The sequence below is a fragment of the Nocardioides sp. genome (assembly GCA_037045645.1).
Taxonomy (GTDB): domain Bacteria; phylum Actinomycetota; class Actinomycetes; order Propionibacteriales; family Nocardioidaceae; genus Nocardioides.
This window is the reverse complement of record JBAOIH010000004.1, coordinates 363,618-388,144: the sequence shown is the minus strand read 5'-3', so window position 1 is coordinate 388,144 and position 24,527 is coordinate 363,618. Positions and strand designations below refer to the sequence as shown.

The 24,527-nt window shown below is 67.8% G+C and carries 22 protein-coding genes; 10 read left to right on the top strand and 12 right to left on the bottom strand.

The genetic code is table 11. The annotated features are described in order from the left end of the window. Positions 1–213 precede the first annotated feature (213 nt). The gene (locus tag V9G04_15190; GenBank protein MEI2714596.1) at positions 214–1,920 is read right to left on the bottom strand and encodes a methylmalonyl-CoA mutase family protein; all 1,707 of its coding nucleotides are present in this window, start codon (positions 1,918–1,920) and stop codon (positions 214–216) included. A gap of 155 nt (positions 1,921–2,075) precedes the next feature. Here V9G04_15190 and V9G04_15185 point away from each other — a divergent pair, with 155 nt between their 5' ends. The 3 genes from V9G04_15185 (at position 2,076) to V9G04_15175 (ending at position 5,685) form a co-directional block, all read left to right on the top strand. Then, positions 2,076–2,798: a succinate dehydrogenase cytochrome b subunit gene (locus tag V9G04_15185; GenBank protein MEI2714595.1), complete on the top strand. Its 723-nt coding sequence runs from the start codon at positions 2,076–2,078 to the stop codon at positions 2,796–2,798. Between the two features lie 12 nt (positions 2,799–2,810). Next, positions 2,811–4,859: a fumarate reductase/succinate dehydrogenase flavoprotein subunit gene (locus tag V9G04_15180; GenBank protein MEI2714594.1), complete on the top strand. Its 2,049-nt coding sequence runs from the start codon at positions 2,811–2,813 to the stop codon at positions 4,857–4,859. Positions 4,860–4,941: 82 nt separating this feature from the next. Then, positions 4,942–5,685, top strand: a complete 744-nt coding sequence (locus V9G04_15175; protein MEI2714593.1) for a succinate dehydrogenase/fumarate reductase iron-sulfur subunit — start codon at positions 4,942–4,944, stop codon at positions 5,683–5,685. A 33-nt stretch (positions 5,686–5,718) separates the two neighbouring features. Here V9G04_15175 and V9G04_15170 read toward each other — a convergent pair whose 3' ends face one another. The 4 genes from V9G04_15170 to trpS are packed head-to-tail and all read right to left on the bottom strand — an operon-like array spanning position 5,719 to position 9,208. Continuing rightward, complete coding sequence (locus V9G04_15170; GenBank protein ID MEI2714592.1) at positions 5,719–6,504, bottom strand: GNAT family N-acetyltransferase; 786 nt, start codon at positions 6,502–6,504, stop codon at positions 5,719–5,721. Continuing rightward, positions 6,501–7,661: a YihY/virulence factor BrkB family protein gene (locus tag V9G04_15165; GenBank protein MEI2714591.1), complete on the bottom strand. Its 1,161-nt coding sequence runs from the start codon at positions 7,659–7,661 to the stop codon at positions 6,501–6,503. Before V9G04_15165 ends, V9G04_15170 begins: the two co-directional genes overlap by 4 nt. Then, positions 7,661–8,173: a 2'-5' RNA ligase family protein gene (locus tag V9G04_15160; GenBank protein MEI2714590.1), complete on the bottom strand. Its 513-nt coding sequence runs from the start codon at positions 8,171–8,173 to the stop codon at positions 7,661–7,663. Before V9G04_15160 ends, V9G04_15165 begins: the two co-directional genes overlap by 1 nt. A gap of 9 nt (positions 8,174–8,182) precedes the next feature. Further along, a complete protein-coding gene (trpS, locus tag V9G04_15155; protein MEI2714589.1) occupies positions 8,183–9,208 on the bottom strand; it encodes a tryptophan--tRNA ligase in 1,026 nt (341 codons plus the stop codon). A 61-nt stretch (positions 9,209–9,269) separates the two neighbouring features. Here trpS and V9G04_15150 point away from each other — a divergent pair, with 61 nt between their 5' ends. From V9G04_15150 to V9G04_15140, 3 genes are read left to right on the top strand one after another with little or no spacing between them, the layout of a single operon-like run. After that, entirely contained in the window at positions 9,270–9,830 is a 561-nt protein-coding gene (locus V9G04_15150) for a SigE family RNA polymerase sigma factor (protein ID MEI2714588.1), read from the top strand. Further along, positions 9,827–10,789: a hypothetical protein gene (locus V9G04_15145; protein MEI2714587.1), complete on the top strand. Its 963-nt coding sequence runs from the start codon at positions 9,827–9,829 to the stop codon at positions 10,787–10,789. Before V9G04_15150 ends, V9G04_15145 begins: the two co-directional genes overlap by 4 nt. Further along, complete coding sequence (locus V9G04_15140; protein MEI2714586.1) at positions 10,764–11,054, top strand: hypothetical protein; 291 nt, start codon at positions 10,764–10,766, stop codon at positions 11,052–11,054. Before V9G04_15145 ends, V9G04_15140 begins: the two co-directional genes overlap by 26 nt. Position 11,055: 1 nt before the next feature. Here the strand turns inward: V9G04_15140 and V9G04_15135 are convergent, their stop codons facing one another. Further along, a complete protein-coding gene (locus V9G04_15135; GenBank protein MEI2714585.1) occupies positions 11,056–12,333 on the bottom strand; it encodes an MFS transporter in 1,278 nt (425 codons plus the stop codon). Between the two features lie 326 nt (positions 12,334–12,659). Here V9G04_15135 and V9G04_15130 point away from each other — a divergent pair, with 326 nt between their 5' ends. Further along, on the top strand, positions 12,660–13,490 hold the full coding sequence (locus V9G04_15130; protein ID MEI2714584.1) for a DNA-formamidopyrimidine glycosylase family protein: 831 nt from the start codon (positions 12,660–12,662) through the stop codon (positions 13,488–13,490). On the opposite strand, the gene V9G04_15125 is transcribed toward V9G04_15130, so the two are convergent. Together V9G04_15125 and V9G04_15120 are read right to left on the bottom strand one after the other, a co-directional pair. After that, positions 13,409–14,599: a hypothetical protein gene (locus V9G04_15125; protein ID MEI2714583.1), complete on the bottom strand. Its 1,191-nt coding sequence runs from the start codon at positions 14,597–14,599 to the stop codon at positions 13,409–13,411. The genes V9G04_15130 and V9G04_15125 overlap by 82 nt on opposite strands. Positions 14,600–14,619: 20 nt before the next feature. Then, entirely contained in the window at positions 14,620–16,833 is a 2,214-nt protein-coding gene (locus tag V9G04_15120; protein MEI2714582.1) for an NADP-dependent isocitrate dehydrogenase, read from the bottom strand. A 130-nt stretch (positions 16,834–16,963) separates the two neighbouring features. Between V9G04_15120 and V9G04_15115 the strand changes: the two genes are divergently transcribed. Further along, positions 16,964–18,034, top strand: a complete 1,071-nt coding sequence (locus V9G04_15115; GenBank protein ID MEI2714581.1) for an MIP family channel protein — start codon at positions 16,964–16,966, stop codon at positions 18,032–18,034. A 35-nt stretch (positions 18,035–18,069) separates the two neighbouring features. On the opposite strand, the gene V9G04_15110 is transcribed toward V9G04_15115, so the two are convergent. Further along, complete coding sequence (locus V9G04_15110) at positions 18,070–18,756, bottom strand: hypothetical protein (GenBank protein ID MEI2714580.1); 687 nt, start codon at positions 18,754–18,756, stop codon at positions 18,070–18,072. A gap of 86 nt (positions 18,757–18,842) precedes the next feature. Here V9G04_15110 and V9G04_15105 point away from each other — a divergent pair, with 86 nt between their 5' ends. Beyond that, positions 18,843–19,817, top strand: a complete 975-nt coding sequence (locus tag V9G04_15105; protein MEI2714579.1) for a malate dehydrogenase — start codon at positions 18,843–18,845, stop codon at positions 19,815–19,817. 1 nt (position 19,818) lies between these two features. Here V9G04_15105 and V9G04_15100 read toward each other — a convergent pair whose 3' ends face one another. From V9G04_15100 to V9G04_15090, 3 genes are read right to left on the bottom strand one after another with little or no spacing between them, the layout of a single operon-like run. Next, on the bottom strand, positions 19,819–20,202 hold the full coding sequence (locus V9G04_15100; GenBank protein MEI2714578.1) for a DUF3017 domain-containing protein: 384 nt from the start codon (positions 20,200–20,202) through the stop codon (positions 19,819–19,821). Further along, positions 20,199–21,050, bottom strand: a complete 852-nt coding sequence (locus V9G04_15095) for a bifunctional methylenetetrahydrofolate dehydrogenase/methenyltetrahydrofolate cyclohydrolase (protein ID MEI2714577.1) — start codon at positions 21,048–21,050, stop codon at positions 20,199–20,201. The genes V9G04_15100 and V9G04_15095 overlap by 4 nt, the downstream gene beginning before the upstream one ends. Before the next feature lie 25 nt (positions 21,051–21,075). Further along, on the bottom strand, positions 21,076–22,323 hold the full coding sequence (locus tag V9G04_15090) for an MFS transporter (protein MEI2714576.1): 1,248 nt from the start codon (positions 22,321–22,323) through the stop codon (positions 21,076–21,078). A gap of 213 nt (positions 22,324–22,536) precedes the next feature. Between V9G04_15090 and V9G04_15085 the strand changes: the two genes are divergently transcribed. Then, positions 22,537–24,504, top strand: coding sequence for a hypothetical protein (locus V9G04_15085; protein ID MEI2714575.1), 1,968 nt, complete (start codon positions 22,537–22,539; stop codon positions 24,502–24,504). Positions 24,505–24,527: the final 23 nt, after the last annotated feature.

The following is a 24,527-nucleotide window of genomic DNA, read 5'->3' as shown; positions in this document are numbered from 1 at the left end:
TTTCGAGACGGGCTGCGCCCTCCTCAACCACCGGGGACGGGGCCGCGGTTTCGAGACGGGCTGCGCCCTCCTCAACCACCGGGGACGGGGCCGCGGTTTCCAGAAGGGCTGCGCCCTCCTCAACCACCGGGGACGGGGAACCGGTGGTTGAGGAGCCCGGAACGGGCGTCTCGAAACCACTCAGCGGGATCCCCGCGAAACTCTCCGGAATGCTCATGCGCTCGCCTCTCTGGTGCGCGTCAGGAACGCGATGGCGTCGACGCCCATCGCGCAGGAGTCGTCGATCAGGTCCGCGGCCACGGTCCGGTCTCCCGGCTTGCCCGCGAGGATCACGTGCTTGGCGCCTGACTTGCGCAGCGCCGCGATGGCGTCCGCGCCCCATTCGGCGTACGCCGCGTCAGCGCCGACCAGGCACACGACCGGACTCCCGTCGTACGCCGCGGCGAGGGCCTCGACGTCGAGCAACGGGCCCGGATTGGTTATGGCTACGCCCCCGGCCGCGAACAGGTTGCCGGCGAACGTCGCCCGGGCGGTGTGTGCGGCGATGGTGCCGAGCGGAGCCAGCCAGACGGAGCCCCGTGGGTCGTCGCGCAGTGCTTCGAAGGCCGCACCCCAGCGGCGTACGGGCGTGGTGTCGACGGGCTCGCGCTCCAGCCGGGTCTCGGCCGATTGCGGGAACTCGCTCAACCCCGTGATCGGCCGTGTCCGCAGCGCCACCTGACGCTCACGCTCGGTGGCGACCGTCTCGATCAGGTCGTCGAGAAGCGAGAAGCCCTCGTCGTCGAGGCGTACGAACAAATCCCATGCCGCCTGCGCGAGGTCAGCCGTCAGTCGTTCGACGGCGTACGCGCCCCCGGCCGGATCCGACACGGCCGCGACGTGCGACTCGTCGATGAGCAGCGCACTGGTGTTGCGCGCGATCCGGCGCGAGAAGTCGGTCGGGGCGCCGAGCGGCTCGTCGAATGGCAGCACCGTGACCGCGTCGGCTCCCCCGACGCCTGCCGCGAAGGCGGCCACGGTGGTGCGCAGCATGTTGGTGTGCGGGTCGTACGCACTCATCATCGGACGGCTGGTCACCGCGTGGATCGCCATCTCGACACCAGGCGCGCCGGAGAGTTCGAGGACCCGCGCCCACAACCGGCGGGCGGCACGGAACTTGGCGATGGTCGGGAACTGCTCGTCGGTCGCGACGAGTCGGAACTCGATCTGCCGCGCGGCCTCGGCGGCCTCGAACCCGGCACCTGCATAGATGCGCAGCGCTTCCACTCCCTGGGCGAGCGCCCACGCGAGTTCTTGGACGTCGGAGGCACCCCGGTCGTGGACCGTGTCTGCGTCGACGATGACCGAGCGGATGGCGTGCTGCTGGGCTTCGCGGGCCAGCGAGACGCCCGAACCGAGATTGGTCGCGGGGTGGAGTTCGCGGTCCGCGGCGTACGCCAAGAAGGCCCGCGCCGCCTCGACGTCGCCCTCCAGCGTCACCGGCGCGAGGTCCAAGAACACGCCGTCGAGCAATGCCGCGAAGTCTGTCTGCCCGTCGACCTTCAGCCACAAGGAGTTGGCGCCGGTGTCGAGGTCGGCGAGCGCGGTCGCGTTGTCGGCGACCTGGGTGCGTACGTCCCAACCACCGACCCGCCTCGGGCGCTGTTCGAGGTCCAGTTCGGCCACGTCGTGCGGCGTCCCCAGGGGCGTGATCGCGATGCCGTCGAGGGTCGCGCGAGTAAGTCGGTCCCAGACGTGGGCGTCTGTGTCGTCGTCGCTCAGCGCTCGGGTCTTGCGCAAGACGGCTGCCGCTGCCTGCTCCCACGCCTCCCGACTCGACACATCGTCTGCGCCCTGCAGGGCAAGGCTCTGAACCGTCTCGGGCTCGGGAGGTGTCGCCGGGGTCGTATCCGACCCGGCGGCGTCTGGCGCGTCGCTCATGCGCGCGAGCCTATGCCGCCTCGTACGGGATCGACCATGCGCACGGCTATGGGATTCCTCTCAGGCTCACCCCGCCGGGGTCAACTGGACACCCGTCCGGAAATGTCACACCGCCCCGCCGGACAGGCGTCCGTGCACGGCGGTACCCTGCCGAGGTGGCGACCACCCAACTCGTGAAGAACAACCGAGCCTCGCGCTCGACGGTCTTCCTCAAAATCCAGATGGCAGTGAGCGGGCTGATCTTCATCGGCTATGTCCTGCTCCACATGTACGGCAACCTCAAGGCGTTCGCCGGGCAGGAGGCGTACGACGAGTACGCCCACCACCTGCGTACCTTCGGCGAGCCGATGCTGCCGTACGGCGGGCTGCTCTGGATCGTGCGGATCGTGCTGATCCTGGCGATCCTGGCGCACCTGCGCGCGGTGTTCACGCTGTGGGCACGCGCCGGCCGGGCGCGCTCGACGTCGTACTCGGTGAAGAAGAACCTCGGCTCGACGCTCTCCTCGCGCACCATGCGCTGGGGTGGCGTGGCGCTGCTGCTCTTCATCGTGTGGCACCTGGTCCACTTCACGATCGTGAAGCCGACGCTGGGTGGGTCCTACTCCAGCGCCGAGATCAAGGACTCACCGTTCCTGATGCTGCTCAACTCGTTCGACCCGAGCATGTGGTGGGTCACGGTGATCTATCTGCTCGCGCTGGCGGCGCTGGGCATGCACCTGCACCACGGCGTATGGAGCGCCGCGCAGACGCTGGGCCTGACGGGCAGCGCGGCTTCTCGCGCCCGGGCCAAGCTGGCTGCCGCGTTCCTCGCCGGTGTCGTGGCGATCGGGTTCGCGCTCGTACCCCTCGGCATCCTCTTCGGCGTCATCAAGAAATAAGGAGCGAGAGCGATGGCATACCTCGACGGCACCTCGGTCACCAACGAGCCCTCGGTCCAGGTCTCGGACGACGCGGCTGGCTACTACACACTCGGCGACAAGCTCGTCGACCCGGCGGCGCCCAGCGGCCCGATCAAGGACCGCTGGACCAACCGCAAGATGGACAACCGGCTGGTCAACCCGGCCAACCGCCGCAAGCTGACGGTGATCATCGTCGGCACCGGGCTCGCGGGCGCGTCCGCAGGCGCCACGCTCGGCGAGGCCGGCTACAACGTGAAGTCCTTCTGTTACCAGGACTCCCCGCGGCGCGCGCACTCGATCGCAGCGCAGGGCGGCATCAACGCGGCCAAGAACTACAAGGAGGACGGCGACTCGACGTTCCGTCTCTTCTACGACACGGTCAAGGGCGGTGACTATCGCTCGCGCGAGTCCAACGTCTATCGCCTGGCCGAGGTCAGCGCCAACATCATCGACCAGTGCGTCGCGCAGGGCGTGCCGTTCGCGCGCGATTACGGCGGCCTGCTCGACAACCGTTCGTTCGGTGGCGTCCAGGTTTCTCGTACGTTCTACGCCCGCGGCCAGACCGGCCAGCAGTTGCTGATCGGCGCGTACCAGGCGCTGGAGCGCCAGGTGGCCGCCGGCACCGTCGAGACGTTCACCCGCCACGAGATGCTCGACCTGGTCGTCGTCGACGGGCGGGCGCGCGGCATCATCGCGCGCGACATGGTCACCGGTGAGATCGAGACCCACCTTGCGGACGCGGTCGTACTTGCTTCTGGTGGCTACGGCAACGTCTTCTTCCTGTCGACCAACGCGATGGGCTGCAACGTCACCGCCGCGTGGCGCGCGCACCGTCGCGGGGCGTACATGGCCAACCCGTGCTACACGCAGATCCACCCGACCTGCATCCCGGTCTCCGGCGACCACCAGTCCAAGCTGACGCTCATGAGCGAGTCGCTGCGCAACGACGGCCGCATCTGGGTGCCCAAGAAGGCCGAAGACTGCGACAAGGACCCGCGCCAGATCCCGGAGGAGGACCGCGACTACTACCTGGAGCGGATCTATCCCTCGTTCGGCAACCTGGTGCCCCGCGACATCGCCTCGCGGGCAGCCAAGTACATGTGCGACGAGGGTCGCGGTGTCGGCCCGATGGTCGGTGACTTCCGTCGCGGCGTCTACCTGGACTTCTCCGATGCGATCGCGCGGTTGGGCAAGCACGGGATCGAGGAGAAGTACGACAACCTCTTCGACATGTACGAGCGCATCACCGGCGAGAACCCGTACGAAGTGCCGATGCGCATCTACCCGGCCGTGCACTACGTGATGGGCGGACTGTGGGTCGACTATCACCTGCAGTCGAACCTGACCGGGCTTTTCGTCAGCGGCGAGGCCAACTTCTCCGACCACGGCGCCAACCGTCTCGGTGCCTCGGCACTGATGCAGGGCCTCGCGGACGGCTACTTCGTCCTCCCCAACACCATCCGCGAATACCTCGCCGACGGGCCCTTCGACGGACTCGACGAGTCGCACCCGGCCGTGACCGAGGCTCGCGCGTCGGTGCAGAACCGCATCGATCGGCTGATGTCGATCAACGGTGAGCGGTCGGCCGACAGTTTCCACAAGGCGCTCGGACACCTGATGTGGGAGTACTGCGGCATGGAGCGGACCGACGACGGCCTGCGCAAGGCCATCGACGGGATCCGTGAACTCAAGCGTGAGTTCTGGTCCAACCTGCGTGTGCTGGGCTCCGCGGAGACGCTGAACCAGTCGCTGGAGAAGGCTGGCCGCGTAGCCGACTTCCTCGAGCTCGGTGAGTTGATGTGCATCGACGCACTCAACCGGCGCGAGTCGTGCGGTGGCCACTTCCGTGGCGAGTCGCAGACCGAGGACGGCGAGGCGCTGCGCCACGACGACGAGTTCGCGTACGTCGCCGCGTGGGAGTTCGCCGCGTCGGATGATCGCGATACCAACGAACCACAGGACTCGATGGGCAGCCCGGTGCTGCACAAGGAGGACCTGATCTATACCGCCATCGAGCTGAAGCAGAGGAGTTACAAGTGAGCGAAGCGAGAGACCGCTTCGGTCTGTACGTGCCCTCTGACCGCGACGCAGCGGTCGAACTGCGAGTGAACAGGAATACACAGTGAGGCTCAAGCTCAACATCTGGCGCCAGGACGGCCCGCAGGACAAGGGCGGCCTGAAGACCTACGAGCTGACCGAGATCTCCGAGGACATGTCGTTCCTGGAGATGCTTGACGTGCTCAATGAGCAGCTCAACGCCAAGGGCGAGGAGCCGGTCGCGTTCGACTCCGACTGTCGCGAGGGCATCTGCGGCATGTGCGGGTTGATGATCAACGGTCAGGCGCACGGCCCCGAGGTCACCACGACCTGCCAGTTGCACATGCGCTCGTTCAAGGACGGCGACGAGATCACCATCGAGCCGTGGCGTGCGGACTCGTTCCCGGTGCTGAAGGACCTCTGCGTCGATCGGTCGGCATTCGACCGGATCATCCAGTCGGGTGGCTTCGTGTCGGTCAACACCGGCTCGGCTCCGGAGGCCAACGCGAACGCGGTGCCTCGCGACAAGGCGATGCGTGCCTTCAACGTGGCGACCTGCATCGGTTGCGGGGCCTGCGTAGCCGCGTGCCCCAACGGCTCGGCCTCGCTGTTCATGGGCGCCAAGGTGACCCACCTGGGCGAGTTGCCGCAGGGCCAGCCCGAGCGCGACACCCGCGTGGTCGACATGGTCGCCCAGCACGACCACGAGGGCTTCGGCGGCTGCACCAACATCGGCGAATGTGCCGCGGCGTGCCCCAAGGAGATCCCGCTCGACGTGATCAGCCAGCTGAACAAGGACCTGCGTACGGCGTTCAAGCACGGCCACTGAGGCGTTTGGCGAGGGGCGTTGACCCGCCCCCGGTCAGCGAGTCCAGACGTACGGCGTTGTGGTCGTGATCGCGACCAGACCCGACCTCTCCAGGATCGGGCGTGACATCGCCGTGCTGTCCGAGTGCAGGTACCGCCACCCCGCGTCAAGCGTGGCGCGCGCACGGGCGGCGGTGAGGGCTCGATACACGCCCCGGCCACGGTGGTCGGGATGAGTCGCGCCGCCCCAAAGACCGGCGACCTCCGTACCGGGTACGAGTTCGAGTCGGCCGGCGCTGATGATCTCGCCCTCGGCCTCGGCGATCCAGAACTGCGCGTGAACCGGATCCCGGTCTAGCCTGGCGAGTACCTCGTCGGCAGTTGGACCGGCGCCGAAGATAGCGGCCTGCAACGCCGCTGCTCGACCGATCACGTCGGCTCGGTCGGGCAGTTGATCGACCCGGCGTACGGTCACACCCGCCGGAGGCTGCGACGCCACGAGCCCGGCGGCTTCCCCGAGCATCACCGTCTCGACCTCTTCCGGGGTTAGGCCAGCGGCGATCAGCCGCTCCCCCAGGTCGGGCGGCGCATCGTGGCCGCGTGACTTCCACTCGAAATCGTCGAGGTTCGACTGGGTCTCGAAATGGGTGATCGTACGCGCGATCAAGTTGTCGAGTTCGGCGCCTGTGAGTCCGCCGAGATCGCGATACGTGACGAAGCCTCCTCGGTCGAAACGCGCTCGCAGCAGCGGCCCGTCGCGCGTCACGTCTTGGGCGCTGCGAACCTCGGCGGTCGTACGCAACTGCTCGTCATAGACGGCGAGCAGTTCGCCGGCAGTCATCGGCCCCGCCGAAGCCAGCCGAGCAGCCACATCAATGCCGCACCCGCCGCGAAGTTGGCCGTCCGCTCGACTGCGTTCGGTCGCGACGTTCGCGTGCCACCGCCGGCCGATCGTACGGACTCACGGAACTCACGCAGTTCACGTAGTTCGCGCAGTTCCTCTGGATCCAACGTTCGCGCTTCGCGGACCCTCGCTGCCAAGGCCGACGAGTCCGGAAGATCTGCTGACTCGGCGGGAAGACCTGCCGGCTCGGCGGGAAGATCTGCTGACTCGCGGGGGGCGCGGGCGGCGGCCGACGTGTGCGCCCACGCGGCGGCGTACATGACCACCCGCGAGAAGTAGTTGATCCACACCAGCAGGATCAAGGCGATGCCGAAGGCCTGGAAGGCCGGCTGGTTCTTGGTCGAGGCCATCAGATAGGTCGAGGCCCACTTCAGTGCCTCGAAACCGAGCGCACCCAGGAGTGCGCCCGACCACAGGGACCGCCGAGGGGTGTCGGGCGCCGCCAGCAGCCGGAACAGCGCGAAGAACAGCAAGGCGTTGGCAGCCAGACCCACCAGCACCGTGAGCACCGCCAACGCGGGGCGAAGTTCGGCGCCCAGCCCGACGAGTGCGAGCAACTTCTCCGAGAAGCCGGTCACCACGCTCGACAGACCCACGCTGACGACGAGCACGATCCCGATGACGCCCAGCGCGGCGAGGTCGCGCACGTAGCCGACCAGGAAGTTCCCCTGCTCCTCGGCCGGCTTCTCGAAGACCGCGAGGAGAGCCGTACGCATCCCGCTGACCCAACTCAGCCCCGAATAGAGCAGGCCGAGCACACCGATCAGCCCGGCCGCGCCGCCGTACTTCGACATAGAGGCCAGCGAGATCTCGCCCTTGCCGTCGCCGATCATCCCCGGCAGCACGGTGCCGATCGCCTCGACCAGATCCTGCTGCGCGTCGGGATAGACGCGCGCGACGTACCCGATCACGAAGAAGGCCAAGGCCAGGATGGGGAAGAACGACAAGAAGGCGAAGTACGTCACCCCGCCGGCCAGCATCGAGCCGTTGACGGTGCCGTAGTGCTGCACCATCCGGATCACGTGGTCGAGCAACGGCACCGTCTCGCGGGCGCGCTCCAGTGTCGCGGTCGCCCGCGTCTTGAATGAACTCATCAGACTCCTCGTCCGAGGGGGAACGCACGAGTCGGCTGCCAGCCGGCCTCGTCATCGTGCAGATAGAGGTGGAACTGCGAGACGTCGAAGAGACACTCGAAGTCGGCTAGTTCGGCGTACGCCCGGTCGAGCGCCACGTCGTCGAGATGATGAGCGATGGTGACGTGGGGGTGGTACGGAAACTTCAGCGGCACGTCGAGAGGCCCCGACCGCAACCGTTGCGCCAGCGCCTCGCACGCCGAGATGCCCTCGGCCACCGTCACGAACACCACCGGGGACACCGGACGGAAGGTGCCCGTCCCGCGCAAGTGAATCCGGAAGGAGGCGACCCCCGCACTCGCACGCTCCAAGTGGGCCGCCACCTCATCGAAATCCTCGACCTCTTGAGGCGGGACGAGCGTGACGTGGGTAGGGATCAGAGCCGCGGTCAGATCACCGATCGAGGTGCGGTAGTCCTGCAATTGCGTAGCCCACGGCTCGGGCACCGCGATCGAGACTCCGACTGTGGGCATCGGATCACTTTAGCCCTGGGAAGTGGTCAGGAAACCCACGCGGTCGTACACGTCACGCAGAGTGGCGGACGCGACCGACTCCGCTCGCTCGCGACCCGAGGCAAGCACGCGGTCGAGTTCCTCGCCATCGGCAAGCAGGGCGAGCGTACGGTCACGAAATGGCGTCACGAACTCCACCACCGCGTCGGCCAGGTCGCCCTTGAGGTCGCCATAGCCACGGCCCTCGTACGCGTTCTCGAGGTCGGGGATGGACGCACCGGTGAGGGCGGAGAAGATCGTGAGGAGGTTGCTGACACCGGGCTTGTTCTCGACGTCGAAGCGCACTTCGGCTTCGCTGTCGGTGACGGCGGAGCGGATCTTCTTGGCCGAGACCTTGGGGTCGTCGAGGAGTTCGATGATGCCGCTGGGTGACGACGCCGACTTCGACATCTTGGCCGTCGGCTCCTGCAGATCGGTGATCTTGGCCGTCTCCTTCAAGATGTAGGGCTCCGGCAGCCGGAAGGTCTTCTTGTAACGGTGGTTGAACCGCTGCGCGAGGTCGCGGGTGAGTTCGAGGTGTTGGCGCTGGTCCTCGCCGACGGGGACGTACGCCGGGCGGTAGAGCAAGATGTCGGCCGCCTGGAGGATCGGGTAGGTGAACAGACCGACGCTCGACGCACCTTCCCCGCCCTTGGCGGACTTGTCCTTGAACTGCGTCATCCGACGGGCCTCACCGAACCCGGTCAGACACTGCAGCACCCAGCCCGCCTGGGCGTGCGCGGGCACCTGACTCTGCACGAAGATCGCCGAGCGCTCCGGGTCGATTCCCATCGCCAGCAACTGCGCTGCCGCGCGTCGGGTGCGTTCGCGCAGCACCTTCGGGTCCTGCTCGACCGTGATCGCGTGCAGGTCGGCGATGAAGAAGAACGGTTCGTAGTCGGCTTGCAGGTCCACCCACTGCCGCAGCGCGCCGAGGTAGTTGCCGAAGTGGAACGAGTCGGCGGTCGGCTGGATGCCGGAGAGTACGCGCGGACGTGCGGTTGGTGCGTCAGACATGGGCAACATTCTTCCAAGACGGCCGATGCAACCGATCCCGGGGTTCGTGAGTCGTCTGGTCATGAGCACCACAAAGAACTCGGCGGCTGTCGTCGAGGTGGGAGTCTGGGGCATGGCCGGGAGCGCCGAGGAGCACGTCCAGGAGGTCTATGAGGCCTCCTATCGGCGCCTGGTCGGCCAACTCACCGGCGTCACCGGCGACCCGGTCGAGGCCGAGGACGTGGTGATGGAGGCGTTTGCTCGGGCGCTCAACGCCGGACGCGCCTTCCAGCGCACCGACAATCCCGAGGCGTGGCTGCGTACGGTCGCCGTGAACGTGGCACGGAGCCGCTGGCGACGGCAACGCTGGTTTCGCGATCGCGCCGCGCAGTGGGTGGCCGAGTCTGCGTACGAAGACCTGCCCGCCGACCGCATCGCGCTGCTCGCAGCACTGCGCCGACTCCCCCACCACCAGCGAGAGGCGCTCGCGTTGTTCCACTTCGCCGACCTGCCCGTGCACGAAGTCGCCGACACCCTCGGCGTGCCAGTGGGCACCGTGAAAGCTCGACTGTCTCGCGGTCGAGCGGCACTGGCCGACCTGCTGGCCGATGACTTCGACGACCCACAAGGAGCCCCGTCATGAACCCCACCGAGCTTCCCCACGAGATCGCCGAGCGGGTGCGGATCCCGCACTTCGATGACGTACGCACTCGGGCAACGGCCGCGCGCAAGCGTCGACAGCGCAGGGCGACAGTGGGCTCCATCGCCGCAGCGGCCGTGATCGCGGGAGTGGGCTGGCAGTTCCTCGACGCGCCGCGCAGCGACACGGGCCCGGCCACGTCCGCGCCCTCGGTCGCCTCGTCGACGTTCACTCCCTCGGTCCCCGAATCGAGTGACCGGCCCGGGGTCGACCCGCGCTTGCCCTCGGACGTACGGGAACTGCTGTCGCGCAAACTCGTGCACCCCTGGCCGCCGCACGGCGCCTCGGACGGGACCGTCGCCGTGACGTGGCGCGCATGCAAGGGGGCGCGCCACTGCGAGTTCGCGGTGGTGACGCAAGACCCGGATGGCGACGTCTTCGGCCGCGTGCTGGGTTCGCAACCAGTGGGCATGGCCGCGGTCAGTGACGGGTGGCTGCTGACACAGTTCGGTGACGACACGCTCGTACGCATGCGCTCCGACGGCGATCGTGTGGAATTGCGACAAGGCGACTGGACCGAGCCGCGCCCGGGTGACGAAGTCGTGATGCTGGACGGCGTCGGCATGGTCAGTTATGACGCGACGCGCGCAATCGCCTATCGGATCAACCAGCCGTTATGGCAGGCGGGCTATCAGACGCCGGACGGGCGGCTCGTCGTCGCGGAGGGCAACCAGAAGTCCGGCTGGTCGCTGCGCTCGACCGCTGACGGGGAGAACTGGAGCCTCGATGAGGCCGCGCTTCGACGTGCCCGTCGTCCACGTCGACGTGACCGGTCACGGCGACCACATCTTTGCCGTGGCAGTCGCCCAGAGCGACAAGGACTTCTTCGTCCCCGGCGCCTGGGTCAGTTCCGATGGTGGCGAGAGTTGGCTGGACGTGAAGGGACTGGACACTGGCACTGACCGCAACTCTGCTCCGCAGAATCCGAGCGGCATCGCGGTGGACAGCCACGGCAACGCCTACCTCAGTGCGGACGGCGGGCTGATCATGATCGACTCCGAGGGCAATGCCTTGCCCATTCCCGTCGTCGGCGTGGACCGAACACCGTTCGCCAGCGGCGATGGGGTCTGCATGCTGGGCAGCGACGACCACGGCCCACTGATGTGCAGCAACGACGGAACCGAATGGTACGAGCGGGCGATCCCTGGTTTCGTGAGTGGGAACTGACTCAACGGGTCTTGAGGTGCAGCCTCGCGCTGGCGAGGATCACCAGCAGTCCCGCGATGGACAGCGCGATGCCCGCGAGCGCCGGCGAGCGATAGCCGTACCCCGCCGCGATCACGACGCCACCCAGCCAGGCGCCCAGGGCGTTGGCGATGTTGAGCGAGGCGTGGTTCATCGCCGCGCCCAGGGTCTTGGCGTCACCGGCGACCTCCATCAGTCGCAGTTGCAAGCACATCACCAGCAGCGACCCGAGGATCGGCGTCAGGAAGGCCGCAGGCAGCAGACCCCAACCGGTGGGCGCGGTCACCCAGAAGAGTGCGAGTACGACAGCCAGCCCGGCCGCCCCCATCAGCAGTGCCCGGAAGACCGACCAGTCGGCGAGCACGCCGGCCAGCCACATGCCGAGGACGCTGCCGATGCCGAACACGAACAAGAAGATCGGCACCGCGCTCTCGTGCAGTCCTGCGACCTCGGTGACGGTCGGCGCGATGTAGGAATAGACCGCGAACATGCCGCCGAAGCCGATCGCGCCGGCCAGCAACGTCAGCCAGACCTGAGGGAGTTTGAAGGCGCGCAACTCCGTACGCCAGGACGCATCAGCGTTGCCCTCGGACACGGGTACGAATGCCGCGACGAGCGCGAAAGTGAGCACACCGAGCGCGGCCACGGACCAGAAAGCCAGTCGCCAGCCAAGCTCTTGGCCCATCCAGGTGCCGAAGGGAACGCCGACCACTTGAGAGACCGAGATGCCCATCATCACCTGGGAGATGGCGCGGCCCTTGCGGTTGGGCGGAACCATCGCGGCGGCCACCAGGCTGGCGACTCCGAAGTAGGCCCCATGCGGCAGGCCGGCTGCGAATCGCGCCAGGAAGAGCAGGCCGTACGAGCCTGCGATCGCGCTGGCCGCATTGCCGAGCGCGAACGTCGCCATCAACGCGATCAGGAGCCCTTTGCGCGGTAGCTTCGTGGTCAGCACAGCCAGCACGGGGGCGCCGACGACGACGCCCAGGGCGTACGCCGAGATGACGTGACCCGCCTGCGGGATCGAGACGGCGACGCCGTCCGCGATCTGCGGCAGCAGGCCCATCGTGACGAACTCGGTCGTACCGATCGCGAAACCACCCATGCCGAGCGCGATCATCGCGAGCAGATGGTGGCGGGCGGGCGTTTCGACGTCGGCGCGGGTCGCGGTCGCGGCGCTGAGTTCTGGGCTCGATTCTGCGCTCGATTCTGGGCTCGATTCTGGGCTCAGTTCTGCGCTCAATTCTGGGGACGCGGTCATGCGGTGGACTTCCAGCAGGTGCGGGTGAAGGCGAGTCGGCGCCCCTACCAACAGGCGCCAACACGGGCCGTCGCAGGTCGCGAACCGACGGCTCCATGATGGGACGTCACCGGGACCCGCGTCCATTCGCCGACCTGTCGCATCTGCTCCGCGCAACCCGGCCCACCTGTCGCATCTGCTCCGCGCAACCCGGCCCACCTGTCGCATCTGCTCCGCATCCTGTGGAGAACTCGAGCACTAGCGACAGGTCGAGGTCAGTTTCGTGCGCAGACGCGACAGGTCGAGGCTACTTTCGTGCGCAGACGCGACAGGTCGATGATGGGGGGATGCCAGAGGGAGACGCGGTGCTGCGTACGGCGCGACGACTCGACGCCGCGTTGCGTGGGCGCGAGATCACCCGCTCGGACCTTAGGTTTCCCAGCGTCGCGGCGGTCGACCTGAGTGGGCGTACGACTCTCGAAGTGATCGCGCGCGGCAAGCACCTGTTGCACCGACTCAGCGGCGACGTGACGCTGCACTCGCACCTCAAGATGGAGGGCTCGTGGCGGATCTTCGAGTCCGCTCCTCCGACTCGCGACCACCGGATCAGAGCCGTGCTGCATACCGAGGGCCCGGTCGCAGTGGGACGCCAGCTGGGCAACCTGGACGTCGTACGCACCGAGCGCGAGGACGCGCTCGTCGGTCACCTCGGTCCCGATCTACTCGGCGCTGACTGGGACGCCGAGCGAGCGGCGGCAAACCTGAGTGCGGACGGCCGAGCCCTGGGTGAGGCGCTGCTCGATCAGCAGGTCCTGGCCGGCCTGGGCACGATGTGGGTCAGCGAGGCACTTTTTGCGGCGCGGCTCAATCCTGGTTCGCAACGTCGTGACCCCGACGAGTTGGCGACGCTGATCCAACACGCGCATCGCTTGATCCACGACGCGGTCGACAAGCCCCGCGGGCGTGGTCGTGGCGAGTCCGCGATGCTCGCCTACGGCCGGGTCGGACTCCCCTGCCAGCGATGTCGTACGCCGATCCGCGCCGTCGCGGTCGGGCCTCCGGGACGCCAGCGCACCCTGAACTACTGCCCGACCTGTCAGGAGGGGTTGGCGCCCGGCGACGACGGCAGCCGGACCGCGAGCAGCCGGGTGCGCCGACCGTCGCGCACTGTCAGATAGACCTTGTCCTTGCTCGGGCCGGCGTGCGAGACCACGGGCGTCGTCGTCACGCGAGCGAATCGACGATCCTGACTGATCGAGCCCAGCGCGGCATCGGTCCAGAAGAGACTCAGTTCGTTGTCCCGAGGGGGTTCGGCCCCGCTCCAGCGCCGGTTGCGCAACCCGATCACCCGATCGTAGGCAGTGTCCAGAGCCGCGAGTTCCTCGTTCGAGCCCTTGAACGCGCCCGGCAGCGTCGACAGCTTCGAGCCGTCCTCCAGCGCCACCCGTACGACCGAGGTGACGGGCGCGTCGTCCGTGGCCTCCTCGACCTGGAGGTAGGCCGAACCAGCATCCGTCAGGATCTCGGTCAGACGTGGCGGGCTGTCGGTTTCGGCCTCGGCATCGATCATCGTCTCGCGTACGCCGGTCAGAGTGAGGTCGCCAGCGTCATCGCTGCCCCACACCGCGAAGCGCACCGTGCCGAGCGGGCCGTCGTCGGCGACTGCGGTGAGCAGGGTCGACCCGTCGGGCGAGAGCGCCAGCGGCGCCTGGATGCCCGGCACGTCGCCCAGCCCACCGTCGAGGACCGCGTGCACCTTGGGCTTGCCCGGTCGGCTGAGGTCGAGACTGACGATGTCGTCGCGCAACTGTAGGAGGAGCCGCTCGCCGTCGGGGGTGATCACGGCATCGGCCAACCGAGACCGCGCCCCGCCAGCCGCGGAGAAGTCGTACGACCGCACGAACTTCGGCCGCGACTTGTCGATGCGCGCGATCTCGATCGTCCAGCGACGACCGAAGCCGTGGGCGAAGACGTAGGCGAACTTGCCGTCGGGGTGCAGCACCGTGGTGCTGTATTCGGCCTTCTTGAGCGCCCGACTCGACTTGCTGTGGACGGCCTTCTTGATCGACTTCCTGGTCAGCCGATGCCGGATCAACTGATCGTCATCGGTCGTGACGAAGAACCGACCGTCGGCCGAGATCTGCCCGTCCCAATATCCCGAGCCGATCCGCGTCTGAGCCTCGATGGTCGCCGAGTCCGTCTCGCTGGCCTGCGCACCTGCCGGAGCGGTCAGACCCGCAAGCAGCGCGCAGGCAGCGACGACGGTCGTACGAGTTCCCGAGAGCACGGGCGAACCCTAACCCGCGATCAGAGCGCGGCGAGAGCCTCGTTGAAGGTCGCCGATGGACGCATCACGGCCGCCGTCTTCTCCGCATCGGGGCGGTAGTAGCCCCCGATGTCGGCGGGCTGACCCTGCACCGCGATCAACTCCTCGGCGATCTGGGTCTCGTTGGCGCGCAGCGACTCGGCCAGCGGCTTGAAAGCAGCCGCGAGGTCGACGTCGTCGGTCTGCTTGGCCAACTCCTCTGCCCAGAAGAGCGCGAGGTAGAAGTGCGAGCCACGGTTATCGATGGAGCCCAGGCGACGACCCGGCGACTTGTTCTCGTCCAGGAACGACGCGTTGGCGCGGTCGAGGGTCGCCGCCAGTACGCGAGCGCCGTCGTTCGAAGCAGCCTCAGCGAACTTCTCCAGCGACTCGGCCAGCGCCAGGAACTCACCCAGGCTGTCCCAGCGCAGGTAGTTCTCCTTCACCAGCTGCTGGACGTGCTTGGGCGCCGAGCCGCCGGCGCCGGTCTCGAACAGCCCACCACCGTTGATCAGCGGCACGACCGACAGCATCTTGGCCGAGGTGCCGAGCTCGAGGATGGGGAAGAGGTCGGTGTTGTAGTCACGCAGCACGTTGCCGGTGACCGAGATCGTGTTCTTGCCCTCGCGGATGCGTTCGAACGAACGCGCACACGCCAAAGCCGGCGCCAGGATCTCGATGTCGAGACCAGCTGTGTCGTGCTCTGGGAGGTATTCGCGGACCTTCGCGATCAGGTTGGCATCGTGCGCGCGAGTCTCGTCGAGCCAGAAGATCGCCGGGTCGCCGCTGGCGCGAGCGCGGGTGACCGCGAGCTTGACCCAGTCGCGTACGGGCACGTCCTTGGTCTGGCAGGCACGCCAGATGTCACCGGCCTCGACGTCGTGCTCCATCAGCACGTCGCCGGCCGCATTCTTGACGCGTACGGTGCCAGCCGAGGCGATCTCGAAGGTCTTGTCGTGCGAGCCGTACTCCTCCGCGGCCTGGGCCATCAGACCGACGTTGGGCACCGATCCCATCGAGGCGGGGTCCAGAGCGCCGTTGGCCCGGCAGTCGTCAATCGCGGCCTGGTAGATGCCGGCGTACGACGAGTCGGGGATCACCGCGAGGGTGTCCTGCTCCTCGCCTGCGGCATTCCACATGTGTCCCGAGGTGCGGATCATCGCGGGCATCGAGGCGTCGACGATCACGTCCGACGGCACGTGCAGGTTGGTGATGCCGCGGTCGGAGTCGACCATCGCCAGCGCGGGACCTTCGCTCATCGCCTGCTCGAAGGCCGCCTTGATCTCGGCGCCGTTGGATAGCGCGTCGAGTCCGCCGAGGATCGCGCCGAGTCCGTCATTGGCACTCAGACCGGCGGCAGCGAGGTCGTCGCCGTACTGCTCGAAGACGTCGGCGAAGTACGCGCGCACCACGTGCCCGAAGATGATCGGGTCGGAGACCTTCATCATCGTCGCCTTGAGGTGCACCGAGAACAGCACGCCCTCGGCCTTGGCGGTGGCGATCGCGTTGCGCAGGAACGCATCGAGGTGGGCGGCCTGCATCACGGTCGCGTCGACGATCTCACCGGCGAGGACCTTCAGGCCCTCCTTGAGCACGGTCACGTCACCGTTCGCGGCTTCGAGTTCGATGCTCAGCGTGTCATCGGCGGGCAGTACGACCGACTGCTCGTTGGACTTGAAGTCGTGGTCGGCCATCGTGGCGACGTTGGTCTTGGAGTCGGCACTCCAGGCCCCCATCGAGTGCGGGTGCTTGCGGGCGTACGCCTTCACCGACTCGGGCGCGCGCCGATCGGAGTTGCCCTCGCGCAGCACCGGGTTGACCGCCGAGCCCTTGACGCGGTCGTAGGCCGCGCGCGCCGCCTTCTCCTCGTCGGTGCTCGGGTTGTCGGGGTAGTCGGGCAGGTCGTACCCCTGCTCCTGCAACTCCTTGATCGCGGCCTTGAGCTGCGGGATCGAGGCCGAGACGTTGGGAAGTTTGATGATGTTGGCCTCGGGCGTCTTGGCGAGCTCGCCGAGTTCGGCGAGGGCATCGCCGATGCGCTGCTCCTCGGACAGACGATCGGGGAATTGGGCGATGATGCGCCCGGCCAGCGAGATGTCGCGCGTCTCGACGGGCACGCCCGCCTTCGCGGCGTACGCCTCGATGATCGGGAGGAAGGAGTACGTCGCCAGCAGCGGCGCCTCGTCGGTGTGCGTGTAAATGATCGGCTGGCTCACCCTGGGGACGCTAGTCGCCCGCTCCGACAGGCGGCAAACCGGTCCCGGAAAGTGTCCGTGCCCCCAGGTAGAGTCCTCCCGTCGCGGGGGGCGATCTCCCCTGCTTTGCCTCGCATAGGAGACCCAACACATGAGTGAGATTGCAGAAGGCGTGGAGGTCGTCGAAGAGGAGGCGACCATCGTCCAGAAGATGTTGGCCGAGTTGATCGGCACGTTCACGCTGGTGTTCATCGGCTGCGGCGCGGCGCTGCTCAGCGGCGCGAACGTGATGGTGACCGGCACCGCGTTCGGTCTGACCGTGCTGACGATGGCGTACGCCTTCGGCCGTGTCTCTGGCGGACACTTCAACCCGGCCGTCACCCTCGGCGCGGCGATCGCCGGGCGGCTGCCGTGGAAGTCGCTGCCGCTCTATTGGGTGGTCCAGGGCCTCGGCGGCATCCTCGCGGGCGGCGTCCTCTTCGTGGTGATGCAGGGCTTCCCCGGTTTCGACGTGAACGCAGGCTTCGCCACCAACGGTTTCGGCGACCAGACCGAGTTCAACTTTGCCTGGTGGGCGGCCCTGTTGCTTGAGTTCGTGCTGACCGCGATCTTCCTGCTGGTCATCTTGGGCACCACCGACGCACGCAGCGAGACCTCGGCGATGGCTCCCCTGGCGATCGGCCTGTCGCTGGCGATGATCCACTACGCGTCGATCCCCGCGACCGGCACCTCGGTCAACCCGGCTCGTTCGGTCGGCGTGGCGCTGTATGCGGGCATGGATCACATCGCCCAACTGTGGGTCTTCATCCTCGCGCCGCTGCTCGGCGCCGCCGTTGCCGGTGCGCTCTACCCGCTGCTCTTCGGTGGCCCCAAGGCCGTGCCCGGTTCCGGCCTCGGCTTCGGCGGCCCGCGTACGCACGAGGTCGACTCCTATCAACAGCAGTGGAACCAGCAGGACTGGCAGGCCGGCGCCTGGCAGGGCCAGCACGGTGGCCAGCCCCAGCAGCAGTGGGGTGCTCCCCAGCAGCCTGCCCAGCAGTGGGACCAGCCCGCCCAAGGGGCGCCTTCGCCGCGGCAGTGGGACCAGCCCGCCCAGCAGCCACCCGCCCAGCAGCCGCCCGCCCAACAGTGGGGGCAGCCGGCGGAGCCACCGCGTCAGTTCGGGCAGGACTGGCAAGAAGGTGACGACGACGGTCGCACCCAGATCCGCCCCAACGACTGAGTTTCAGTTGCGAGCCCGCTGATCCCACCCCGGGGTCAGCGGGCTCGTGCTCTCAGGCTCCAATCGCCCCAGAGACCGCCGGATCTGGCCACCAGTCCGACCCCTTCGACGTACGCCCGCGACTCGCTGCGTCCGCTCACGTCCACCCTGAGTTCGACGGCCCCCTCGAAATCGGCCATCCAGGTCTTCACCGCAACTCCCGTTTCGGCGACATTGGCGATCTCCTGCCCCGGTCGTACGACAAAGCCGTCGCCGAGCCGCAGCGCGCGCGGCATCCACAAGCCGAAACCGTCATTCGCTTCGCTCGACTCCATTCCTGCCGGTGGCCGACCGCTGACCTCACGACCGCACCACCACACATTGCCGTCGCGATCTTGGGCCAACAGGTCGCGGACGACCCACAGCCTGCGATCAGCGCCGTCGTACGCGGTGGACACGAGCGCCGTCGTCGGCACGCCCTGGCGTGCCTCGCCGGGCTCGATATTCACGACAACTCGTTCGGCGTCGTTGGCGGTGACGTCGTAGGTCCAGGTGATCCCCGGCTCGTACGCCAACCACGGATTGTCGATCGTGTCGACGAAGTCGCCCGGACGCGGTGACGGCGTGGGAATCTGCAACCCGTCGACCCCCGTCGGCGCGAGCACCGGTGGGGCGCCCCCACAAGCGGTCAGCAACCCGACGCCGAGCAGGCTCAGCACGGTACGGCGAGCGGGATGTGGCATGCGCACAGGATGCCTGACCGCGTGACGAGCAGAAGTCCCGCCGCTGCTAAGTTGCCAGACAAGCCCTCTATCTCTAGGAGATCCTCGTGAGCACCTCGCCCCTCAAGGTGGCCGTGACCGGCGCTGCCGGACAGATCGGCTACAGCCTTCTCTTCCGTCTGGCGGCCGGAGCGCTGGGCGATCGTCCGATCGAGTTGCGTCTGCTGGAGATCGAGCCGGCGCTGCCCGCGCTTGAGGGCGTCGTGATGGAGCTCGACGACTGCGCGTTCCCGCTGCTCGCGGGCGTGGAGATCGGTGCCGACCCGGCCGCGATCTTCTCGGGCGCCAACGCCGCCATGCTCGTCGGCGCGATGCCGCGCAAGGAGGGCATGGACCGTGCCGACCTGCTCGCCGCGAACGGCAAGATCTTCACCGGCCAGGGCAAGGCCCTCAACGACAACGCCGCGGACGACATCAAGATCCTGGTGACCGGCAACCCGGCCAACACCAACGCTCTGATCGCCCAGTCCAACGCCCCCGACATCCCCAAGAATCGCTTCAACGCGCTGACCCGCCTGGACCACAACCGGGCCAAGTCGATGCTGGCCAAGAAGCTCGGCGTCGCGGTCGACGAGGTCAAGAACCTCGCGATCTGGGGCAACCACGACGACTCGATGTATCCCGACCTCTTCAACACCACGGTCAATGGTGCCTCTGCCGCCTCGCAGGTGGACGAGTCCTGGATCACCGAGGAATACATCCCCAAGGTCGCGACCCGCGGTGGCGCGATCATCAAGGCACGCGGCCTGTCGAGTGCTGCGTCCGCGGCCAACGCCACGATCGACCACATGCGCGACTGGCTCAACGGCACGTCGGAGTGGGTGTCGATGTCGGTGCCGTCCGACGGGTCGTACGACGTCACCGAGGGCATCATCTCCTCGTTCCCCTGCACCGTGGAGAACGGCGAGTGGAAGATCGTTCAGGGCGTCGACCTCAACGACTTCTCCCGTGAGCGGATTGCCGCGTCGGTCGCGCGCCTGGAGAGCGAGCGCGACCAGGTGAAGGAACTGGGTCTGATCTGACCTAGAGCGTCGGCTGGTCGGGGATCGTCTGCGCCAAGGCGATCAGCGCGATCCCCGTCCCGGCCAACAGCAGGGCATCGAGCGGCTTGGAGCGTACGGCCAACATGCCCGCGTCCCTGGTCGGGAGCACCAGCCGGATCGCAGACGCGGCCACCAGCGCCGCAGCGATGCAGCGTACGCCCACCCGCCAGTCGCTGAAGTAGGCGATGGCGACACCGGTGACCGCGACCGCCAAGATCACCAGATAGAACGCGCCCCCGATGGTGGAGGGATAACGCCTGGCCTCTGCGTCGGGCCCGACCGCGACCTCGCCGTCGACGAGTCGCTCGGCCGAGACCGGGGGTACGTCCTCCGGCGGCTTGAGTCCGCGCGGGTCCTCGGTCACGAGGCGTTCTGCTCCGCTGCGGACACGATGTTGCTCAGCAGCATCGCCCGCGTCATCGGGCCGACGCCCCCGGGGTTGGGCGAGACCCAGCCTGCCTTGTCCCAGACATCGTCGGCGACATCGCCCGCGATCTTGCCGTCGACCCGACTGACGCCCACATCGAGGACGGCGGCGCCTTCCTTGATCATGTCGGCACTGATGATGCCCGGCACCCCGGCCGCGGCGACCACGATGTCTGCGGAGCGGGTGTAGTCCGCGAGGTCGCGGGTGCCGGTGTGACACAGCGAGACGGTCGCGTTCTCCGAGCGGCGGGTCAGCAACAGGCCGAGCGGTCGTCCGACGGTGATGCCGCGACCGACGACCACCACGTCGGCTCCCGCGATCGGCACGTCGTGACGGCGCAACAACTCCACGATCCCGAAGGGAGTGCAGGGCAGCGGTGCGGGCTTGCCGAGCACCAGCCAGCCGAGATTTGTCGGGTGCAGTCCGTCGGCATCCTTGGCTGGGTCGATCAGACCGAGCACCCGGTTCTCGTCGCGACCGCGCGGGAGCGGCAACTGGACGATGTATCCGGTGCAGGTTTCGTCGGCGTTGAGCCCGCGTACGGCCTCCTCGATCTCATCCTGGGTCGCGACCTCGGGGAGTTCGACGCGGATGGACTCAATGCCGACTTCGGCGCAGTCCTTGTGCTTGCCGTTGACATACCACCGCGAGCCGGGGTCGTCCCCGACGAGCACGGTGCCCAGCCCCGGCGTGATGCCTCGCTCGCGAAGGGCGGCGACGCGGGTCTTGAGTTCGTCCTTGATGGCGGCGGCGGTGGCTGTCCCGTCGAGTCTCTGCGCGGTCACCAGGCCAGTCTAGGGATGCCTGCGGTCAGGCGCCGACGGGCGCCCCGACCCGTTCGAGGTGGCGTTGTGCGGCCGTAGAAGCCGGGTGCGCGAGCACCGCCGCCGCGATGCCGATGGCGGCGATGACGATCCAACCGGGCGTACCCCATTGCAGAGCCAAGAATGTGTAGAGAGCCGGGAACACCACGGACTCGACCTGGTAGCCCATCCCCCATACGCCTTGATAGTCACCGAGGCGACGGTGGTCGGAGAGTTCACTGGTGAAGCCCCAGTCGGCCGCGCTCTGCCACAACTCGGCGCCGGTGATCGTCACGTGCCCGGCCCAGATCAGCACGATCGAGACCCACCCGACCGTCTCGTGCGTGACCGCGAGCAGGGCGCAGGAGATCAGGAAGGCCCAGCCGGACCAGCGTACGGCTCTGAGCGAACCACTCACCGAGTCGGCGACGCGCGATGCCCGGACCTGCAGCAGCACCGCCAAGACGGTGTTGGTGCCGAAGAGCCAGGCCAGCAGGGAATGTGGGGCATCCGTACGCTCGACGAGCCACAGCGGGACCACGACGTTGAGCAGGACCTGGTTGGACGAGAGCACACCGTTGCAGATCGCCAGCGCGACGAACCCGACGTTGCGCCACGCGGCGGGCGCGGTCGTGACGGTGTCCGCGAACGTGTGCACGTGAACGGTGCGCTGGATCGCCGGCAACATCACCGCGATCATGACCGCGTTGAGCACGAGGAGCAGGCCGGTCAGGATCGGGATCAGGCGTACGGCTCCGACGCCGATCCCCAGGGCGACCCCGCTCGCGCCCGCACCCAGCGTGTAGCCGACGTTGCGGGCGGCACGCATGTAGGCGTTGGCGCGCACTCGGGTTTCTCGTTCGAAGACCGCGATCCGATAGACGTTGCGGGCGTTGCGTCCGGCTGTCTCGAAGATCGCGAGCGTAGAGAGCATGGCGACGAACGCGACCATGCCGCCGAGCAACGGCCAGACGAAATAGAGCGCGGCCTCGACCGCGCTGGCGAACACCCACAGCGGCTTCGCGCCGACGCGGTCGGCGAGGCGGCCCATCGGGAGTTGGAGCAGGAGCGTCACGGCGGCCGCGATCGACATGCCGAGTCCGACCTGAGCGCCCGTCAGTCCGACGATCTGGGTGAAGAAGACGGCCGTGCCGGTGAGGAAGGAACCGGTGGCGAACGCGGAGAGTACGCATTGCAGCGCCAGGTCCCGCTCGAGCTTCGTCGGCGGGAGGATGCGTCGCCAGGAGGTCGCCATCACCTCTCCTTTATCTTGACATCAAGATAACAGCGGCGACTGTGCCGTGTCACTCTCTCGTCAACGGGCGTCTCGAAACCACGCCCCACCGGTGGTTGAGGAGCCCGCGCCAGCGGGCGTCTCGAAACCACACCCCACCGGTGGTTGAGGAGCCCGCGCCAGCGGGCGTCTCGAAACCACGCCCCGGCCAAGCACCCTGGCTACCCTCCCCATGTGGCCACCACCCCGAGCGACCTGACAGTGATCACCCGCTGGCTCGACAGCCTGAACGACGACAGCTTCGTCGCGGTGACCGGTCCGACGAGCGAGCGCTACACCCAGGACGAGGCGCACCAGGACGCCCACGAACTGATCGCCGCGCGCGGGCTCGCACCCACCACGGCGTACGTCGTATGGCACCACCAAGCACACCAGCGGGCGTTCGACCGCCGCAGAAATCTGACGGGGCCGCTGCTGCTCTACTTCGGCGGCGATCGCGAGCTCGTGACTGCCAAGTTGGGTGGAGTCCCCGAGGGGTTCGAGCTCTCCGGCGGGCGTACGGACACCGAGGCGTTCGCCCTGCATCGCAAGCTGGATCTGCGCGCCGTCGACGCTCACGACGCGGGCCAGGTGGCCGAGGTCTTCGACCGGTTCGCGTCCGGCCACACCCGCACCCTGAGCGGGATCCGATCACTGGACGAGCCACCCAGCGACTCCGTGATCGCGTGGGTGCGTACCCTGCTCGCTGACACTTCCGTCCCGCCCGAGTCGCGGGGGGACGCACTCGAATTCCTCGAAGCCGCGCGAGCCGTCAACGACACAGACCTTGAGGTCGCGTACGCCGCGCGCGACGAGATCCTGCGGACCACCGACGGCTGGCACATCGCCGTCCTGGCGCTCATCCGGTCGGCATGGCTGCGCTCGTGGACGCCTGCGGCGGCACTCGTACGCGAGCTCGCCACAGATCCCGAACTCGGCGAGCGTGCCCTGATCGCCTGGCCCGACGCGACATCCCTCGCGCAGGCCCGTGAGTTGAGGCATCCGGTCGCCGCCGCTCGAATCCGCGCCTTCCTGGAGAGTCGCGACGCGCGCGCGGTGGCGGTCGAAGACGCCGTGGCCGCGCAGGCGGCACCCGACGAGACCAGTGTGGACGCCCTGGCCGCGCAGCTCGCGACGATCGAGCTGGCACCCGACGATGACTGCAGGCCCTATCGCGGCTTTGACCTCGGAGCGGTGCTGGACGTCGTACGAGACCCTGCGATCCCGGACTGGCTGCGCGCCAAAGTGGCCGATCACGGTGAGAGGGTCTTCGGGCGACTGCGCCGAGATCTCCAGCAGCCCGGAGCGATTTGGGGAATGCCGCGCGAGGTGGTGGAACGGCACGTGTTCGAGTGGCCGGCGGCCGTGGAGGCGGTGCGTGCCTCGCTTCCCGACGAAGGCTGGCGGGGTCCGGACGTCACCAACAAGTACGAGTGCCGCGACACGCTGCCCGACGTACAGACGTTGACGCCCGCGCAGGCCGAGTGGTTCCACGAGCAGGTCAAGTCCGCCGCGGCGCGATCCACGCCGTTGGATCTGGACGCCTGGGGCTACCTGTTGGAGCCGCTTGCGGCGTGTCGACTGTTCACGCACGCGGATGCTGAGGCGTTGTTGCCGATCTGGCGCACGCAACTCGTCGGCAAGCACGACAACTACCAGAACACGCAGCCCGCACTGTTGTCGTACGCGTTGGGTTTGCTGCAACTGGGGCATCCGCAAGCGCACGAGGTGGTGCAGGCGATCGCCAAGCTCAAGCAGAAGTGGGCAGGTCCTCTGCAGACGGTGCTCGCGGCCTGGCAAGGCATGGAGGACCAGCGGGACCTGCTGTGGCGCCAAGCTGTGGACGAGAGTCTGGAGCCGCAGTACGCCGCGATCGCCGCCTGGATCATGACCGAGGCGCGCCTCGCCGGTGTGCATCCGGTGTATGCGGCGGCGCGGCTGTGGGAAACCGCGCAGACGGGGAGCGTACGGACGGCGTACTCCGTCGGCCAGGCTGCGCTGCGACTGGGAATCGAGTTCGCCAGTGATCATCCGCGGTTGCTGAATACGAATGGAAAGGTGACACCCGAGCATCTGGCCTGGGTCGAAAGGATGGCAGTCGACCCACACTTGAGCGAGGACTTCAAAGCGGCGCTGCCCACGCAGGTCGGCCGCTGGGACTGACTTCCTGAATGTCACGATCCTGT

Coding starts and splice junctions, on each gene's coding strand:
- V9G04_15190 (MEI2714596.1), bottom strand. CDS start 1,920: ATGAGCGACGCGCCAGACGCCGCCGGGTCGGATACGACCCCGGCGACA.
- V9G04_15180 (MEI2714594.1), top strand. CDS start 2,811: ATGGCATACCTCGACGGCACCTCGGTCACCAACGAGCCCTCGGTCCAG.
- V9G04_15170 (MEI2714592.1), bottom strand. CDS start 6,504: ATGACTGCCGGCGAACTGCTCGCCGTCTATGACGAGCAGTTGCGTACG.
- V9G04_15165 (MEI2714591.1), bottom strand. CDS start 7,661: ATGAGTTCATTCAAGACGCGGGCGACCGCGACACTGGAGCGCGCCCGC.
- V9G04_15160 (MEI2714590.1), bottom strand. CDS start 8,173: ATGCCCACAGTCGGAGTCTCGATCGCGGTGCCCGAGCCGTGGGCTACG.
- trpS (MEI2714589.1), bottom strand. CDS start 9,208: ATGTCTGACGCACCAACCGCACGTCCGCGCGTACTCTCCGGCATCCAG.
- V9G04_15150 (MEI2714588.1), top strand. CDS start 9,270: ATGAGCACCACAAAGAACTCGGCGGCTGTCGTCGAGGTGGGAGTCTGG.
- V9G04_15145 (MEI2714587.1), top strand. CDS start 9,827: ATGAACCCCACCGAGCTTCCCCACGAGATCGCCGAGCGGGTGCGGATC.
- V9G04_15135 (MEI2714585.1), bottom strand. CDS start 12,333: ATGACCGCGTCCCCAGAATTGAGCGCAGAACTGAGCCCAGAATCGAGC.
- V9G04_15130 (MEI2714584.1), top strand. CDS start 12,660: ATGCCAGAGGGAGACGCGGTGCTGCGTACGGCGCGACGACTCGACGCC.
- V9G04_15115 (MEI2714581.1), top strand. CDS start 16,964: ATGAGTGAGATTGCAGAAGGCGTGGAGGTCGTCGAAGAGGAGGCGACC.
- V9G04_15110 (MEI2714580.1), bottom strand. CDS start 18,756: ATGCCACATCCCGCTCGCCGTACCGTGCTGAGCCTGCTCGGCGTCGGG.
- V9G04_15090 (MEI2714576.1), bottom strand. CDS start 22,323: ATGGCGACCTCCTGGCGACGCATCCTCCCGCCGACGAAGCTCGAGCGG.